The organism is Pararhodobacter sp. CCB-MM2, assembly GCF_001691415.1.
In the GTDB taxonomy this organism is placed as follows: Bacteria; Pseudomonadota; Alphaproteobacteria; order Rhodobacterales; family Rhodobacteraceae; genus Pararhodobacter.
Window position 1 is genome coordinate 1 of sequence record NZ_LRRR01000036.1, and the last position, 15,135, is coordinate 15,135.

Annotated in this window: 11 protein-coding genes and 1 pseudogene; 1 reads left to right on the forward strand and 11 read right to left on the reverse strand. The window is 59.8% G+C overall.

Annotated features, from left to right (window positions below):
- The 11 genes and pseudogenes from BCY78_RS21545 to rfbB all read right to left on the reverse strand — a co-directional run.
- Positions 1 to 151, reverse strand: a 151-nt coding sequence (locus BCY78_RS21545; protein ID WP_139103264.1) for a transposase, incomplete at its 3' end; no start/stop codon positions are given.
- A 64-nt stretch (positions 152 to 215) separates the two neighbouring features.
- Positions 216 to 1,334, reverse strand: a complete 1,119-nt coding sequence (locus tag BCY78_RS25370; protein WP_068305935.1) for a calcium-binding protein — start codon at positions 1,332 to 1,334, stop codon at positions 216 to 218.
- A gap of 31 nt (positions 1,335 to 1,365) precedes the next feature.
- Positions 1,366 to 2,537, reverse strand: a pseudogene (locus tag BCY78_RS24895) (IS5 family transposase).
- A gap of 218 nt (positions 2,538 to 2,755) precedes the next feature.
- Positions 2,756 to 4,336: a calcium-binding protein gene (locus tag BCY78_RS24900; protein ID WP_083195224.1), complete on the reverse strand. Its 1,581-nt coding sequence runs from the start codon at positions 4,334 to 4,336 to the stop codon at positions 2,756 to 2,758.
- Between the two features lie 347 nt (positions 4,337 to 4,683).
- Positions 4,684 to 6,672, reverse strand: coding sequence for a glycosyltransferase family A protein (locus tag BCY78_RS21570; RefSeq protein WP_068305940.1), 1,989 nt, complete (start codon positions 6,670 to 6,672; stop codon positions 4,684 to 4,686).
- Positions 6,669 to 8,123 carry a DUF6212 domain-containing protein gene (locus BCY78_RS21575; protein ID WP_068305942.1) on the reverse strand — a complete coding sequence of 485 codons (1,455 nt, stop codon included), beginning with the start codon at positions 8,121 to 8,123 and terminating at the stop codon, positions 6,669 to 6,671. The genes BCY78_RS21570 and BCY78_RS21575 overlap by 4 nt, the downstream gene beginning before the upstream one ends.
- A 148-nt stretch (positions 8,124 to 8,271) precedes the next feature.
- Positions 8,272 to 9,618 (reverse strand): hypothetical protein, encoded by a 1,347-nt coding sequence (locus tag BCY78_RS25375; protein WP_158515983.1) that lies wholly within the window; start codon positions 9,616 to 9,618, stop codon positions 8,272 to 8,274.
- Positions 9,619 to 9,718: 100 nt separating this feature from the next.
- Positions 9,719 to 10,963: a glycosyltransferase gene (locus BCY78_RS21585; RefSeq protein WP_068305945.1), complete on the reverse strand. Its 1,245-nt coding sequence runs from the start codon at positions 10,961 to 10,963 to the stop codon at positions 9,719 to 9,721.
- 41 nt (positions 10,964 to 11,004) lie between these two features.
- Entirely contained in the window at positions 11,005 to 11,880 is an 876-nt protein-coding gene (gene rfbA, locus BCY78_RS21590) for a glucose-1-phosphate thymidylyltransferase RfbA (RefSeq protein WP_068305946.1), read from the reverse strand.
- Positions 11,877 to 12,725: a dTDP-4-dehydrorhamnose reductase gene (rfbD, locus tag BCY78_RS21595; RefSeq protein WP_068305948.1), complete on the reverse strand. Its 849-nt coding sequence runs from the start codon at positions 12,723 to 12,725 to the stop codon at positions 11,877 to 11,879. Before rfbD ends, rfbA begins: the two co-directional genes overlap by 4 nt.
- A complete protein-coding gene (gene rfbB, locus BCY78_RS21600; RefSeq protein WP_068305950.1) occupies positions 12,722 to 13,771 on the reverse strand; it encodes a dTDP-glucose 4,6-dehydratase in 1,050 nt (349 codons plus the stop codon). Before rfbB ends, rfbD begins: the two co-directional genes overlap by 4 nt.
- Positions 13,772 to 14,104: 333 nt before the next feature.
- Here rfbB and BCY78_RS21605 point away from each other — a divergent pair, with 333 nt between their 5' ends.
- Positions 14,105 to 15,046, forward strand: a complete 942-nt coding sequence (locus tag BCY78_RS21605) for a glycosyltransferase family 2 protein (protein WP_068305952.1) — start codon at positions 14,105 to 14,107, stop codon at positions 15,044 to 15,046.
- The last annotated feature ends 89 nt before the right edge of the window (positions 15,047 to 15,135 follow it).

The following is a 15,135-nucleotide window of genomic DNA, read 5'->3' on the forward strand; positions in this document are numbered from 1 at the left end:
ACACTTCCAGGCCGCCATACTTTGACTTCAGCTTGTAGAACGTCGCGCTGCTCAGGCCGTGCCTGCGGCACACCTCCGCAGTCGGCATTCCCGCCTCTTGCTCCTTGATCATCCCGATTATCTGCGCTTCGGTGAAACGGCTCTTTCGCATTCGTCTGCTCCTTCAGAGTTGGCGCAGACTCTACATTAAGGCGAGGGATTTCGCGGGGGGCAGGTCAAACCCAGTCGTCGACCGCCGCCTGAAATGCGGCTTTGGTCATGCCGTCAAAAGTGATGGTCTGTCCAGGCGCGATTGCAAGGACAACGCCGCTGCTCCCATCGACCATCTTTGCAAGCACCTCAGACGTGCTGTCAAACAGACCGAGATCGCTGAGGTCCAAAACATCACCTTTGTTCGATGCCGTGCCGAATTCAAAATCCATGATCGTGTCATTGCCATTTCCAGCGGAGAAGGCAAAGACGTCCTTGCCGCCTGCGGTTGCGGTGTCGCCATCGTCTCCCCACAACACGTCGTCACCGGCGCCTCCCCACAGGATATCATCTCCGAAGACAGCATCCCCTGATGCTTCGTCTCCGTAGACATAATCATCGCCAGTGCCATTGAAGAGCAGGTCATCTCCTCTCCCGCCCATTATCCTGTCTCGCCCATCCCCGGCGTAGATCGTATCGTTCCCTGCGTCACCGAAAATAGAATCGTTGAGATAGACGGTATCAGAGCCATTGATCCAATAGCGCCCACCGGCAAGCGTGGTGTTATTCGCGACGTCTTCGCCTGTGCCGCCATAGATGACGTCGCTACCATCCCCACCGTAGATGTTGTCGTCGCCCGCGCCACCGCCGAGGGTGTCAGCGCCGAAGACGCCGCCATAGACGGTGTCGTTTCCTAGGCCACCCCACGCCTGGTCATCACCATCACCGCCGTTGACATTATCGGCACCAGCGCCGCCATATAGAGTGTCGTTACCTTGATCGCCACTGACGGTGTCATTGCCGCCGCCGCCCGCAAGGATGTCATTCCCCTGCTGGCCATACAAAGTATCCGAACCTGTATCTCCCTTGCCGGCCCAGATGATGTCGTCGAAATTTGAGCCTGCCATGCGGTTATCTTGACCATCGCCGCGCGTTACAATGCCGACCGTAGCGGCTGTTGCGTCGAAGTGACGGTTCAGGTTCAAAGTAAGGTCCACCGCCACATTGACAGTGTCACCGACGGCATTCTCGACGGTCAGGATGAGACTATCCGTAATGACGTCATCGGCGTTAGCAGGCCGCTGAAAAAGGCCCGCGTGAGGGATGGTTTCCCTCGACGCGGATGCTGGGTGGGGCTGGAGCATGCGCAGGCAGACCTGACTGCGGCTTCCCCAGTCAGGCCGCCAGCAGTTTCGGCAGCCTTGCGAGATTGCAGGCCGCCATTGTCAGCGTAAAGCGGGCGCGCACGCGCTCCATGCCGCGATACATGGTCTGTGTCAGGCCGCCGACGGTCTTGGCCCAGCCGAAGGGTTCCTCGATCTTCTTTCGGCATCGCTGGGATTTGGCATAGCCGGGATGTCGGGTGGTCCGACCGTCGATGGCTGAATGGCGGGACTTCTGGGCGATATGCGGCGTCACCACCATCTGGCGCAGTTCGGCGACGAAGTCGGCGCTGTCGTAGCCACGATCCGCTGCCAGGGTCAGACGCCGCGTCGAACCGGGCGAGTGCCGATGGAGCATGTCGATGGCGGCACGGCGCTCGGCGTGCCCGTCAGCTTGCGTGAGGTCGGCTTGCACGATCAGGCCGGAACGGTTCTCCATCAGGCTATGCCCCATGAAGCATAGCACCGCGCCAGCGCCGGGCGACTTCTTGAACAGCCGGGCCTCGGGATCAGTCAGCGACGCGTGCGTCGCGTTCGACCGACGTTCGCCACGAAAATCGACTTCGGCATTGCGGCTGCGGCGTGCGGGACGGGGCATGGGTTTGGGCTCGGCAGTGGATTGGTCAGGAGACGATGTTGGCGATACACGGTCATCTGGCGGATCACCCGGATCGTCGTCCCGGTCGGACATCGCACTGTCCTTCGGCTGGAAGCTCTTCATGGATGCCCAGGCCTTCACCAGCGTTCCGTCGACCGAGAAATGATCGTCGGACAGCAGCGGCGCCACCTCGCGATGCGCCAGGATGGCGGCCATGATCTTGCGGGACATGTCCGTGGTCAGCAGACGGCCGAAGTCTTCGTGAACACCGTGGGGACCCACACCGCGTCATCTATTCCGAGGCCTACGAACCACCGGAACAGCAAGTTGTAGTCCATCTGCTCCACGAGCTGCCGCTCGGATCGGATTGAGTAGAGGATTTGCAACAGGCTGGCGCGGATCAAGCGTTCCGGCGCAATGGAAGGACGGCCTTCACACGCATAAAGTCGATCGAACTCGGCATCCAGTGAACGCAGGGCATCGTTGACGACGGATCTGATCTTGCGCAGCGGATGCCGGGACGGGATGCGCACCTCAAGATCGACATAGCTGAATAGCGCCCCCGTCACCTCGTCCGATCCGCGCATCGCCACCTCCGTCATACCCTGGTGGCGATGAATCATGTTCCTTGATGCGTGTCGAGAACGGAGTTTTTCAGCAGCCTGTTAACTGCTATAGGAAATGTTCAATCGCAGGCAAGTGTTGGATACGCGCTGAGCTGTCTCTGCAATCGAATGCCACAGCCGCGTATGAAAAAAGGGCCCCGAAGGGCCCTTTCCCATATCTCAACTTGATCCGATACGGATCAGACGAGAACCCAGTCGTCGACCGCCGCTTGGAAGTCCGCAACAAGCGCACCTTCAATAACAATAGTCTGCCCCGGTGCGATAGCCAGCGTCGTGTCGGCGCCGTCATCAGTCATGTGATCAATCACGTCTTGCGTGCTGGCGAAGCCAAGGCCAGTAAGGTCGAGGACATCGTTGCCGTGCACGCTAAGGGTGTCAAAGCCAAAGGCTGTGATCACATCATTCCCGTTTCCGGCCACGAACGCGAAGACATCATCGCCAGCGTTGCCAGTGAGCGTGTCGTTGCCCGCGCCACCCCAGAGGGTGTCATTACCCAAGCCGCCGACGACAGAGTCATCGCCTGCGCCGTTGAAGATCAGGTCATCATCATTACCACCGTTGAGCGTATCGTCGCCGGCACCACCGTAGATGGTGTCGTCGCCATCGTCGCCGGCGATATTGTCATTGCCATCATCAGCGCCACCGTAGACCACGTCGTCACCGGCGCCGCCAAGAATGATATCGCCATCTGCACCGCCACCGATGACGTCATTCCCGTCACCGCCGTCAAGGTTGTCGCTACCAGCGCCGCCCCAAACTTCGTCGTCACCTTCATTGCCAAGCGCAACATCGTTGCCCGAGCCCGCGTAGAGGGTGTCATTACCTTCTCCGCCGGAGAGGTTATCATTACCTGCACCACCTGCGAGCACATCGTTGCCCTGCAGACCATTCAGGATATCAGCACCAGTGTCACCTTTGCCAGCCCAGATGATATCATCGAAGTTGGAGCCAGTCATAGAGTTGTTGCCTGCATCGCCGCGCGAGATGATGCCAGCAGTCGCCGTCGCCGCAGTAAAGGTGTTATCGAGATTGAGGGTGATATCGACAGAAACGTCAACAGTCGTACCATCGGTATTGGTTACGGTGGCGACAAACGATTCAACGGCTACGTCGTCAGCAGAACTGCCTGCATCGCCAACTGCGTACAGCGACTCTGCGGCGGGAGTATACGTCAATGACCACTCCCCAAGGGCGAAAGTCACGTCAATTGTCCCGCCATCAGCTGCGGTAAAGTCGTCCCCATCCATGTAGGTGACGCCGTTGATGACCAGACCTTCAGCCGCATCAGCGATAGCAGTGTTAGCAACGATACCGGTGGAAGCGTCATACCCAGCGACCTGCAAATCCTTGGTGACCGAAGCAGCGGGGTCATTCAGTGCGACAATCGCATCCCATGCAAAGAAAGCATCGTCAGCCAGATCCAGCATGAAATCGCTGGCGTTAGATACCTTGACCATTTCGATGTTGTTGGTGACAACGCCAGCCACACCCCAAATCGTGTCGGGGGTGATGCCATCGTTGTTGATGACATCGCTGTCCATGAGTTCCGTTTCGAGGGTGTCAATGCCCGTGCCGCCGTCGATATTGTCGAAAGGTGCGACGCCAGCAGTCGAGAGCTCAGCGGCCGAATTGATGACGATCAGATCGTCGCCGTCGAAGCCGTTGATGACGTCTGCGCCACCGAGGCCGATGAGGGTGTCGTTTTCGCCCGAAACGCCGACCAGCGTATCAGCGGCTTGCGAGCCAATTACCATAGCCATTTTATGGTCTCCTAGTTGAGATCTATCGAGTGTTGATGAAGCGCTATCACGCGGACGGTTCTGGAGAAGCTGGTACCAGCGGGGGATTAGACGTGTCAACGTCAAAGCAGGGAGTTAGCCCCTGCTTGCCGGACGCGGCCTGCAGTTGTGATCCCGCTGCCGGTTCGTTTTTCCGCTCTCTGCCCACCATCACGCCATTGGCCAAGCTGCTTACCAACCCTGACAAGAGCGCAATTCTGGCTTGTGTTCAAGGAAGATGACACGCAACCGGCAAAGATGCGCGCAACGGTGGGCGAGTGCTGCAATTTAACCACAGATGGAGGGTTTAGCCGTGTTCCTTCACGCTGTCAGACGGTCGATTCGGCACTGGGCGACTGTGCCGTTCTCAGGCCGATCTTCGCCAGGGGTAGACCTCGGGCCCTGAGCTCCGTCCACAACCTTTCGTCAGGTGCCAGGATGTGATCATAGGCATGCTCGTAGGCCAAGGTCAGCGCCACGCCTGGCTCCGATGCGGAGGCTTCGGGCAGGTGCAGGATCGTCCTAGTACCCCAGCGGCGCAGAGCACCCATTAACCGCGAGGCGGCGGGAGCTCGCTGAACCTCTGCCAGAACATGCACCTCATTCAGCGCCAGCATCAAGCCAAGCGCTCGATCGTCAAGAACCGGATCTGCGATGGGAAGCGGGAGCTCCTCAAACAGAAGAACCTCTGCATCAGGGCCCTCCGGCCAAGGCGCCCCGAGTAACGACAGGCTGTCATAGGCACATCCCGCGATCGCCAGGCGCTGGCGGTCAGCATGAGTATCGAGGAGGATCAGGTGTAGGCGCCCGCCGTCCTGCCGTAGGTCTTGCAGCTCGCGCATGAGCGTCGCGAATCTGTCGGGGACGGCATCCGTGCCCGACAGAATAATGCCGATCTCTCTGCCGTGGCCCGCGCATCGCGGCAGGACCGGTTGGCCATCGACAGCTTTTCTCAAGACGTAGTGCTCGCGGTTTCTCAAGCCGATGGATGGTTGGCGCCAGCGCCAGCGGGCCTCGCCTGCAGCAGCCCAGAGCGCGGTCGCCATCGTCTCCAGCACCGTCTCCAGATTCGCGCGGGGTAGCTGAGGCCCATCCAGCTGCACTGTCAGACCTGGGGCTGTCGGGATCGCAGCCGACTCATCCCCTCGCTGCAGGATACCAAAAAGGGCCTGATGTCCGAGGAGCCACAACTGGGCCCGTTCGCGGGGCGACTGGAATACGCTGTCGGCGTTCTCCTCAGCCTCTGAGACCGGTTGCACGTGAATATGCCCCGGCGTCGCGGCCTCCACTATTTCCGCGAAGGTCAGGCTCTCCGGCTCAGGCGCGACCGTTTCCAACTGCCACAGCAGCCAATGCAAAACGGCTTGCTGCCCCAGGGCATGCAGGGTGCTTTCAGTCGTGGCGACCAGATATGGGGGTATTCGATGCTGCATGGGAGCTGTCCGGCTGGCCCAATACAGCCGCACATAATCCGATATACTCAGAGTTGGCCCTGCAAGATCAGGGTCTGTGACCAGGCGGACAAGGGCGCGGTCCGTGAGCCAGATTGCGTAGCGCGGGGCCTCGTCATGCTCCATCTGAAGCTGGTTCGCGGGACTGTAGAGCGCGGGATGCGCTTCGCGGATCTGGCGAACCAGGAACTCCTGACTGCGGTTCGCGTTGGCGAGCATGCTTTCCGGGCGTTTGCGGTACAGAAACCCGAAATCCTCAAGGTTCACACCCCGGAAACCCGCATCCCCGGCGGACAGAAAGAAGTCCCAATCCTCAAAGCCCAGGCGGAAATTCTCATCGAACAGGACCCCCGCCTCAAAGACTGCGCGCCGGATCAGGCTACCAGCCTCACAGGTGTTCATCTGGGTGTGGATCAGACGGCTATAGGGTCCGCCATAGTCACAGCGGGCCATGATCCCGAACATGTCGATGCTGGGATAGACCCAGCCGGCTTCGGGATGCGCCTCAAGCTGCCCCATCGCATGGGCCATGGCGCGAGGGCGCAGCCTGTTGTCGGCATCGAGCATGAACAAAGCCTCGACGCTCTGCAGATGTGCCAGCACATGCCGGATCCCCGCGTTGCGTGCAGAGCTCAAGCCCCCGTTGGGTTTGCGCAGATAGGTCAGCCGCTCCGGATAGGCGAGAGCAAAGGCCTGCAGGACCTGATGAGTTTCAGGATGAGGACAGCCATCGTTGACGACGATGATCTGGATTCCAAAATCCGCGTCTTGCGCCAAAGCACTCTGAAGCGCCTCGCTCACCAGAACAGGGTGGCCGTAGACAGGAATGATGATCGCCAACCGCGGCGCTGAGGGCGTCGGGTTCATGCGCTCATCCGGATATCGCGGAACGTTGCCCAGCCATGCGAGGTGGGATGTCCCGGCGGGACCCGGGTGATCAGGAGCAGATCACAGGCCTGAGGGAGGGGCTCTCGCAAATGAAGCGTCAGATCGCCCGAGACGTCGCCCTCCCGGCGAACCCAATCTGATAAACAGCCTGTGTGCTCAGCCTCGGCCACCAGATCCTTAAAGGGGCGCACAGGGTGACGCGGGACAACAGCCAGCGCATATTCCATGATCGGGCAAATCGGAGCGAGGCCTCCGACACGGGCGGAAACAGAGCGAACACCCGAGGGGACCGCTCTCAACAAGCGCGCCGCACTGAGTTCATCTGGGCGCGGGTGGACCTGCAGCGCTTGTTTTTCTTGATGAAACGACACGCAAGACGCATCGGGATCCGCTTCCAGCGCCTGTTCGAAATACGTGGGATCAAGATAGAAACATGACGGGCGCTCCCCAGGCGCCTTCGCCGCGCTCAGATCCTCACAATGACCATCGGCGGGCAAAGGCGGGGAACTTTCCGCCAAGAACGTCCAAACTTGATAGGCCAGGATCTGAGACTGGGGCTGGCCGTTCAAGCGCGCGCACAGGCCAGGGTCCGGATGATACAAGCCTGCGCCCAATCGCAGGGGCAACCGGCCTTGCCAGCAAAACTCAAGTTGAAGGGTCTGGATATCGTCCGAGAGTGTTCTCGCGAGGGACAAGCGGAGCCAACCGGTGTGAAGCACTGCGGCAGGAAGGGTCCATTCTGCTGCCACGTCCCCGCTCTCGGAGAGATGGAGGCGTGCCTTGAGCTGTCCGTCTTGGGCAATCATTTGCTCCGGCACAAAAATCGCCACATCCGAGACACCTTCGCTGCCCAGCTCCAGCCGCTGGCGCAGGGTTGCGCCCGGCATCAAGCAGAAGCCCGTTTCTGCAGCGGTCGCCAAGGGGCCTCGTGATCGCGTGAGCCAACGCTGGTTCTGGGACTGTGTCCGCAGCTGCTCTTCATATTTGCGCAGCAAGATGCCCTGCCGCTCATGCGTGAGGCGCAACTGCGCCAGCATCCCCAGTAGGTCTGCATTGTGCTTGGCGAGGGCCAGGACGACAGGCGCAATACAGCGTAACAAAGCCTGAGACGCCAATGCGCGCCGCGCCGACGGGTCGGACTCGGGGATCACCGCCAACGGCAGGTCTGGCATCCCCGTTGTACGCGACCAATGTGTCACGAACTCTTGCAGCGTCTGCTGCCCCTCAGCACTCAACGCGAGGGCCCCGACGACCCGGGCAGTCATGGTTTGCAGCGGCTTTGACCCATGGGCGCCTCTCAGCGCGTCATCTCCCTCCCAGACGAGGAGGGCGACTTCCAGCCCAAGGGCTGCGGCATCGTCGTAGTCTTCCGGGGCCACCACAACACCCGGCAGCATCTCCACGTCAGCGGCGCACAAAAGCTCAGGCATCGACAAGGTCCTGTGGTCAAAATTGGCCTTGGGTATAGGCAATCCCGTTACCGCTATGCAACGGGAGGCCTGTGGGGGCGGGAGAGCAGCGCGTGACCAGTGCCCATCGCTTCTCTTTTGCAAAGAGGTGCCTCGCTCCGAGCAAAGCTCAGTCGCTGGGTGTATCAAGTTTCATGGCGCGACCCTGGGAAAGGCTCCAATTTCCGGTTTGCCTGAAGAAGGGTGGGAGGTCGGTTTGGATCTCAATCTTGTTTTTCAGATCTTGCCAGGCGCAGAACAGGGCATTCTGATCCAGATACCAGACCGGTTCGAGACCCTCCTGAATGCCTTGCAGGAGATATTGCCGTAGATAGGCGGCGAATACTCTCCCACCGTCGTCTGCCCGAACACCTACATTGGCTGCAGAAATGAGTTCCATGGGAAGTTTCTTGCCCATGAATTTCCGAACAGCAGAATGCAAGTTGACGGAGCCTGTCGGTGCGTCCTGGATAGTCGGTGTTACTTTTCCATCGATATCGCTGACCCAGATGTAGCCATAGGACGCGAGTAATTCCTCAAGCACGAGGAAGCGCGCTGCCGCGAAGTATGTGTTCCGGTAGCGATCCGGGAGGTCGGACGAGGCCAGAAAGGATGGCAAGGGCTCGTGACTGAGGCCACAGTTTGCCAGCCATCCCCGAGGCTCGGGCGTAAAGCCCACGCAATGAAGATGAACCCCAAGCGGCAGGCGCAATTCTTCAACACTTGCGACAAATCGCTGTGCATAAGTCTCAAAGTACCGCTTGTCACAGGCAACGAGGACGACGGCCTGATGCGCTGACTTCTGCGCTATCTTGATCGATGGGCTAAACGTATTCTGCTGCTCAGGGTCCGGCCGTCGATACAGGGAACGTAGGCCTCTCAGGGAAAAATAGGGCTCGTAGGAACGGACAGCTCTGACCAGAAGCAAGCGATCTTCGCGCCAAGGATGAGCAAGGAAGTCATCACAGGCTCGATGGAAGCGAAGCTGATTTTGGTCGAGATGACCAGCCAGCTTGGCGAGCTCAAGCTTGATAGGCGCTGCTACCATCTCTTGGTTTGCTACCCGCAACCGATGGGCCGTCAGATAGGCAAGGTCTGCCACCAGGCGTAATGGCCCCCGTTGTTCTCCCCTTGTCAGTTGGCGTAGGCAGGTCGGCAAGACCTTGGCCAAAGTTTGCCATTGCCTCTCGGAGAACAGGAACAGGGCCAGTTCGTAAACGTCTGCAGGACTATGGAGGCTCTCGAAGGCAGCTTCTTGAGAGAGGATCCTGTCCCTGATTTCTGGGTCTACAATGTCACGGCGCACGAGGGCGCCATACACATGAAGTGCGCGTGGCAGGGTCTTGGTTTGAACTCCTGTCCGGACGATTTGCTCGTCCTGCGCCAATGTTGAGAACTTCCGCGCGACATCATAATTGGCAAAATTCTTCTGTCTCAGGTACGCCAGAGGACGCGCCATGCGGATCTTGAGAAGCAAGCGTTCTGATGTCTTCAACCCTGCACCATGACGGATAGAAATCCCGGCCCTTCTGCCGTGTAGTCGCTTTTTTGTCACACCCACACAGCAAGCGCCAGAGTCAGGCCATCAGGCTGTTCACCCACTCAATCTGGCGCGGAAGACAGACCGATTGGAGGTCGTAATTGGCCTGAATATGCGCGCGCGCGGCTGTGCCCAAACGCTCCCGCAGCTCAGCGTCGTCAAGAAGCGCACAGATCTCGCCGACCAGCGCATCACCATCGAAAAAATCGACCAGCCTGCCTGTCACATCATGCGTGATGAGTTCCTGGACGGGCGCAACATTGGCTCCGACGATGGCTGCCTGCGAACTCATGGCCTCCAGCATGCTCCAGCTCAGCACGAAAGGATACGTCAGGTAGACATGTACGCGTGTCAGCTGAAGAAGCTGAAGAAACTGAGTGTAGTGCATTTTGCCCAGGAAGTGGACGCGCTCCCAGTGAGGCGTTGGGATGCGCCCCCGCACCTCATCAATATACATTTGCTTCCAGGTGCGGCCGGTCGGTGGCTTGGGGCCGTAGCTGGTCTCGTTTCCGCCAACGATAAGCACCTTGGCATTGGGGCGTTCGCGCAGAAGCCGGGGCAGGGCGCGCATGAAGCGGTGATAGCCGCGATAGGGCTCCAGGTTCCGATTGACGAAGGTGATCACTTCATCGTCCCGGGTCAGGTTGAGTTCGCCCGCAGTCTCGGACTTTACCGTGAGCCTGACGTCAGGGTCCGGACGCGCGTGGGCTGTATCGATCCCGTCATGGCAGATCGTGATGCTGTCACGGAAGGGCTGAGGAAAGGTGTCCGCCTGGAATTTGGTCGGACTGATCCCGCCATGCGCGAGATCGAAGTGCATCTGGTTGTTGATGTTTTTCATCCGCACGCGCTGCGCGGCGATGGTTTCGTCAGAGCGGAACTCGGTGTCGAAGTTCAGATACGGATACTCGGCGAGGTGGTAGAACTCGGCATAAAGGCCCATGCGGGCGTTCGGCCAGACATCGCGCAGGAACAGACCCTCGCCCCACCCGGGATGGACCAGGATCAGATCGGGAGAGAAGCCACTTTCCCGCAACTTCAGGGCGGCTCGGTAGCAGGCCTCCCCACGCTTGGTTTGGGTGTCGAGATCGACAACCCAGGGGTGGGCGTTCTTGGCGACGGGCGCTTGTACTTTATAGGGATAGATCTTGACGCCCCGCCAGCGCGAGGGTTGGGCCACGCGCAGCGTCAAGACAACGCATTCATGCCCCTGAGCGGCCAGAGCAGGCGCCAGATTCTTGAACTGGGCCGGGAAGTTCTGATGGATGAACAGGATTTTCATGATGGCTCGTCAATCTCTCTACAGGCTCTGCAGGACTGTTTTCACTCATGCAGCAACTGGCCGAGGTAGCGTCCGTAGGTCGTTTTTCCGAAAAGTTCTGCCCGGGCTGTTAGCTGATAGCGGTCGATCCAGCCGGCGGTGTAGGCGATCTCATCTGGGCTTCCCATTTGCAAGCCTTGGCGCGCTTCCAGCGTCCGCACGAAATTGCCCGCATCGAGCAGGCTTTCATGGGTGCCGGTATCGAACCAGGCAAAACCGCGGCCCATGGTCTCGACCGTGAGGCTCCCTTCTGCCAGATACATTTCCAGAAGGGTTGTGATTTCCAACTCGCCACGGGCGGACGGGGTGACCTGCGCGGCTTTGAGCGGGGCCGTCCCATCGAGGCAATACAATCCTGTCACCGCATAATTGGACGGCGCGACCGGAGGCTTCTCGACGATGGCGCGCACTTGCCCCTTCTTGTCGAAGTCGACGACACCGTAGCGCTCGGGGTCCGCGACCCGATATCCAAAGACGGTCGCTCCCGCCTCCAAGGCATCGGCACGTGCGAGAAGATCTGGCAAGCCATGGCCGAAGAAGATGTTGTCGCCCAGAACCATGAGCGACGGGCTGCCCGCCAGAAACGCCTCGGCGAGGAGATAGGCTTGGGCGAGCCCATCGGGGCGAGCCTGTACAAGCCATTCGAAACGGAGGCCCCACTGGCTTCCATCCCCCAGAAGTCGCTGAAACTGCCCCTGATCTTCCGGCGTGGTGATGATCGCGATTTCTCGGATACCGGCAAGCATCAGGACGCTGATCGGGTAATAGATCATGGGCTTGTCGTAGACCGGGAGGAGCTGCTTCGAGACACCCATGGTGATGGGGTAGAGCCGCGTTCCCGAGCCACCCGCGAGGATGATGCCTTTGCGCCGTGTCATGACGAGCCTTTCAATTCTTCAAGGACGTGGCGCAGCTCAAGGCGCCAATCCGGTCGCTCGAGCCCGAATTGGGCGAGGGAGCTGCAATCCAGCCGCGAGTTGGCAGGGCGTGTTGCCAATGTTGGGTAGCTCGATGTTGGAATGTCGTCGATGCGACAAGACAAACCAGCCTCGGTCATGATCGCCCGCGCGAAATCGGCCCAGCTCGTGTCTGGCCCGCCGCTGAAGTGGTATATCCCACTCAGTTCGGGATCGGTTCGAAGCGTATAGGCCATCGTCAGACAGGCCTGTGCGATCGCTCGTGCCGAGGTGGGGCCTCCGATCTGATCGGCCACAACCGTGAGACTGTCGCGTACAGCTCCCAACCGCAGCATGGTCTTCACGAAATTGGCCCCATGTGCCGAGAACACCCAAGAGGTCCTCAGGATGGCATGTGAGCAGCCTGCCGTCTGAACACCCTGTTCGCCCACCAGTTTGGAGCGCCCATAGGCGCTGAGGGGCGCGGGTTCGTCATGGGGCAGAAACGGGGTCGTGCCCATGCCATTAAAGACATAGTCGGTCGAAATCTGGACCATCACCGCTCCGATGTCCGCACAGGCCCGCGCCATGGCCGCTGGCGCCTCTCCGTTCACAAGAGTTGCGGTTTCTTCTTCCTCTTCGGCCTGATCAACGGCCGTCCACGCGGCGGCGTTGATCACGGCCTTCGGGCGCAGTGCGAGGATCTCTCCCACGCAATGCGCCGGCTGCCGGAGGTCGGCCTGCCCGCGGTCCAGAAACACGGCCTCGGGAGCGAGGCGTGCGAGTTCGCAAGCCACCTGTCCTGTCCGCCCAAAAATCAGGATCATGACGCGCCCCCCGCCCCGAGGCGTTCGCCCACCCCGCGGCGCGCCTGAAGAGGCCGCCACCAGGCCTCGTTCTCGAGATACCAATCAACCGTTCGCGCCAGGCCCTCTTCGACTGTCACACTGGGACGCCAACCAAGCTCATTCCGTATCCGCGTCGGGTCGATGGCGTAGCGCGCATCATGCCCCGGTCGATCCGTCACAAAGGTTATCTGATCTGCGTAAGACCCGACTGCCTTGGGGCGTTTGGCGTCCAGCAGGCGGCACAGGGTTCTGACCAATTCCAGATTGGAGCGTTCGTTCTCGCCACCGATGTTGTAGCGCGCGCCAGGCGCGGCCTTCTGGATGACCAGAAGCAAGGCATCAGCGTGATCCTCGACATAGAGCCAATCCCGTACGTTCGAGCCATCGCCATAGATCGGTAGCGGCTTGCCTGCCAAGGCATTCAGGATGATCACAGGGATGAGTTTTTCTGGGAAGTGAAACGGGCCGTAGTTGTTTGAGCAGTTGGTCATCACCATGGGCAAGCCGTAGGTATGATGCCAAGCGCTGACCAGATGATCACTTGCAGCTTTGCTCGCTGAGTAAGGGCTGCGGGGATCGTAGGGGGTTGTTTCCTGGAACTGCCCGCTCGGCCCTAGGCTGCCGTACACCTCATCCGTAGAGACATGGTGGAAGCGGAATGTCTCCGGTTGCCCTTGCTGAACCCAGTAGGCACGTGCAGCTTCAAGGAGAGTGTAAGTTCCCGTGATATTCGTATCGATGAAGGCTCCAGGCCCATCAATCGACCGGTCGACGTGAGATTCGGCCGCGAGATGCATGATTGCATCGGGCGTATACTGTCCCAGAATGCGGTCCATCGTCGCCCGATCACGAATGTCCGCGTGCTCAAAGACATAAGAAGACTTGTCGGCGACGGAGGAAACATTCTCCTCACACGCCGCATAGGTGAGCGCGTCGACGTTGATGACTCGGTGGCCTTGTCCAATAGCCCGGCGAACTACGGCCGACCCGATGAAGCCCGCTCCTCCTGTGATCAGAAGCTTCATGCCGCCCACCCGGCTGTGAGATTGGACGCTGAGTACAGCTTGAACCGGATCCGCAAATCAAGCACCTCACGCCTGGAACTTCTGGGTCAATCGCTCTCGACAAGAACAGGAGAAGCGACGACGTCTATAAAACGCCTCACCCGCCCAATGCCGTTTTTTGCACTGAAAGACAAGAATATCGCCCCAGGCAGGGGCACCCGTCACTTGCTCGAGGGCGCCAATCGTCTGCGTCACAGATGATGTTCAAGAGCAAGCTTGGTGTGCGGCGAGAGGGCAATGCTGCATCCGACACGTCTCTTGCCCTCGGTCGGAGGACTGACGTAAGCCAGTTAAATGCAGACTCCCCCCTCTTTGGCGCAGCCAAGCGGCCGACCTCACATCCGCATCCTTATGGGCACCTATAACGGTGCTAGCTGGATTGAGGCGCAACTCGAGAGCTTTCTGGCACAAAGCCATGAAAACTGGTCGCTTTGGGTGAGCGATGACGGCTCGCAAGACGACACCTGGGCGCGGCTTGAAGCCTTTGCGCGTCGCAATCCTGAACGCGAGGTTCGCCTGCTGAGTGGCCCCGGGCGCGGAAGTGCTGCAAATTTCTTGCACCTTCTTTGTCATAAGGATTTGCCAAAAGGCTTTGTGGCCCTCTCGGACCAGGATGATGTCTGGCTTCCCCACAAGCTCGAGCGTGCCCTCACGCAGTTGGGTGACCCAGACTTGCCTCCGGCAGCTTGGGCCGCGCGCTACGAAATTGCAGATGAGAACCTGGCTGGCCAACGACCCTCGCAGGTGTGGGAGCGAGGTCCCTCGCTGGGGAATGCCCTCGTTCAAAATATCATGTCGGGTCACACCCTGACACTTAACCCGGCCGCCTTGGAAATCGTGCGCAAGGCCGGTCCGGTGAACGTGCCGCATCACGACTGGTGGATCTACCTTCTCCTCATGTCGGTAGACGCTACTGCCCTCATCGACCCGGAAACCGCTCTCATATACCGCCAGCATGGCCGGAACGTCATGGGCGTTCGCTCCTCCGCAGCAGCAAGGCGCCAGCGACTTTCAGCGGTGCGCGAGGGTCAGCTTGGCAGATGGCTCACCGCCAACATGAGTGCCCTTGGGGGGCTCGACCTACCCCTGACACCACGCGCGAGGCATTTGAGTACTCAGTGGGCCAATCAGGGCAGGGTGGGGAAGCTGAAACTCCTGCAAGAATTTGCCGTTCATCGTCAGGCGCGGGCAGAGACGGCCCTGATCTATCTGGCCGCTGCGCTCGGAAGGCTATAGAGCGCCCCTGCGGATCGTGTGACCAGGAAGGAAACCCAGCTTGCCCGTCCTCATCGAGAAAATCCGGTTCCTCCGAAATCGCCTACGGT

Coding starts and splice junctions, on each gene's coding strand:
- BCY78_RS21570 (WP_068305940.1), bottom strand. CDS start 6,672: ATGAACCCGACGCCCTCAGCGCCGCGGTTGGCGATCATCATTCCTGTC.
- BCY78_RS25370 (WP_068305935.1), bottom strand. CDS start 1,334: ATGCTCCAGCCCCACCCAGCATCCGCGTCGAGGGAAACCATCCCTCAC.
- rfbD (WP_068305948.1), bottom strand. CDS start 12,725: ATGATCCTGATTTTTGGGCGGACAGGACAGGTGGCTTGCGAACTCGCA.
- BCY78_RS24900 (WP_083195224.1), bottom strand. CDS start 4,336: ATGGCTATGGTAATTGGCTCGCAAGCCGCTGATACGCTGGTCGGCGTT.
- rfbA (WP_068305946.1), bottom strand. CDS start 11,880: ATGACACGGCGCAAAGGCATCATCCTCGCGGGTGGCTCGGGAACGCGG.
- BCY78_RS21585 (WP_068305945.1), bottom strand. CDS start 10,963: ATGAAAATCCTGTTCATCCATCAGAACTTCCCGGCCCAGTTCAAGAAT.
- BCY78_RS21575 (WP_068305942.1), bottom strand. CDS start 8,123: ATGCCTGAGCTTTTGTGCGCCGCTGACGTGGAGATGCTGCCGGGTGTT.
- BCY78_RS21605 (WP_068305952.1), top strand. CDS start 14,105: ATGCAGACTCCCCCCTCTTTGGCGCAGCCAAGCGGCCGACCTCACATC.
- rfbB (WP_068305950.1), bottom strand. CDS start 13,771: ATGAAGCTTCTGATCACAGGAGGAGCGGGCTTCATCGGGTCGGCCGTA.